The organism is Streptosporangium sp. NPDC006013, from assembly GCF_040614275.1.
Classification (GTDB): domain Bacteria; phylum Actinomycetota; class Actinomycetes; order Streptosporangiales; family Streptosporangiaceae; genus Streptosporangium.
Window position 1 is genome coordinate 1 of sequence record NZ_JBEXUE010000883.1, and the last position, 1,861, is coordinate 1,861.

The 1,861-nt window shown below is 71.6% G+C and carries 2 protein-coding genes; both read left to right on the forward strand.

What is annotated here, in order from left to right; genetic code table 11:
- On the forward strand, nucleotides 1-894 hold an 894-nt coding region (gene iscB, locus ABZ260_RS50605), incomplete at its 5' end, for an RNA-guided endonuclease IscB (protein ID WP_355633002.1).
- Nucleotides 891-1,754 carry an alpha/beta hydrolase gene (locus ABZ260_RS50610; RefSeq protein ID WP_355552182.1) on the forward strand — a complete coding sequence of 288 codons (864 nt, stop codon included), beginning with the start codon at nucleotides 891-893 and terminating at the stop codon, nucleotides 1,752-1,754. The genes iscB and ABZ260_RS50610, both read left to right, overlap by 4 nt.
- Nucleotides 1,755-1,861: the final 107 nt, after the last annotated feature.

The following is a 1,861-nucleotide window of genomic DNA, read 5'->3' on the forward strand; positions in this document are numbered from 1 at the left end:
GTCGAGCGCGTCGCGTTCGACACGCACGCCATGTCAGCGGGCAAGCCGCTCGAAGGGGTGGCCTACCAGCAGGGAACCCTCGCCGGATACGAAGTCCGCGAGTATCTGCTGGCCAAGTGGGGGCGCACGTGCGCGTACTGCGGCAAGCAGGACGTGCCGCTCAACCTCGACCACATCCACCCGCGTTCCCGGGGCGGCTCCGACCGGATCAGCAACCTGACCCTGGCGTGCATCCCGTGCAACCAGGCCAAGAACGCCACCCCGATCGAGGAGTTCCTGGCAGGAGAGCCGAAGGTGCTCGCCCGCCTCATGGCGCGGGCGAAGGCCCCGTTACGGGACGCCGCCGCCGTCAACGCCACCAGGTGGGCGTTGTGGCGGGCGTTGGAAGCCACCGGCCTGCCCGTGGCCACCGGCTCGGGCGGCCGGACGAAGTGGAACCGTACCCGCACCGGCGCGGCGAAGTCGCACACCTTGGACGCGCTGCACGTCGGCCATCTCGACGTGGTGACCGGCTGGCCGTCCACGGTCCTGGTGGTGAAGGCGACCGGGCGCGGCACGTACTGCCGGACCCGCACCGACAAGTACGGGTTCCCCCGACTACGGCTGCCCCGAACCAAGACCGTGCGCGGCTTCCAGACCGGTGACCTGGTCCGGGCAAACGTCCCGGCAGGCAGGAAGGCCGGGGTTCACACCGGCCGGGTCGCCGTCCGCACCACCGGAAGCTTCAACATCACCACCCGGCACGGCACCGTGCAGGGCATCGGCCACCGCCACGTTCGCATGCTCCAGAGAGCGGACGGCTACGGCTACGCAACCCATTCAGAAACGCGGCACCGTGCCGCGTTTCCTCCCTCGCCTGAAGGCGGGGGTCTCCACGCTGGAGGTAACCGATGAATCCCGTCCTGAGTGATGTCGAGGTCCCCGGCGGCGCGCTGCGCGTCGCCAGGTTCGGAACCGGGCCGCGCGTGATCGTGGCCGTGCACGGCATCACCGCCTCGCTCATGTCCTGGACCGGCGTCGCCCGCAGACTGCCCGCCGAATGGTCGCTGGTCGCGATGGACCTGCGCGGCCGTGGCCACAGCGCCGGGCTCCCCGGCCCGTACGGCCTGGCCGGGCACGCCGAGGACGTGAACCTCGTCGCCCGGTCCGTGGGCGCGGAGTCCGACATCGTGCTCACCGGCCACTCGATGGGCGCCTACGTCACCGCGCTCGCCGCGGCGGGCCACGACTACGCCAAGGTGGTGCTGGTCGACGGCGGGCTCCCGCTGCCGATGCCTCCCGGCGCGGACCCCGACGCGGTCATCGAGGCCACGCTCGGGCCCGCCATCGCCCGGCTGGCCCAGACCTTCCCGAGCGTCGACGCGTACGTGGACTTCTTCAAGGCCCACCCTGCCTTCGTCGGCGCGTGGACCGAGGAGGCGGAGGAGTACGTCCGCTACGACGCCTCGGGGCCGGAAGGCGCGGTGCGCTCGCGGGCGCGGCAGGAGCCGGTCCGCGAGGACGGCCGGTGGATGCTCACCGAGGGTGAGGCGATCGGTGCCGCGCTGCGGGCGATCACCTCGCCCCTGTCACTGCTGCGCGCCCCGAGGGGGCTGCTGAACCAGCCGGTCGGCATGTTGCCCGACGAGCTCGCCGCCGAGTGGACCGCGCGGGTGCCCTCGCTGAAGGACGAGGTGGTCGAGGACTGCAACCACTACACGATCCTCTTCGACGACCGCTGCGCCTCGCTGATCGCCGATCATCTCACCCGTTGACCACAGGGAACGCGCTGTCGTCCGAGGGCGGCGCGCACCAGTCGATCACGACCCCGTCCATCGGTCTTGAGCAGCCGGGCTGCATCGCCTGGGAGCCCGCGTTCGCC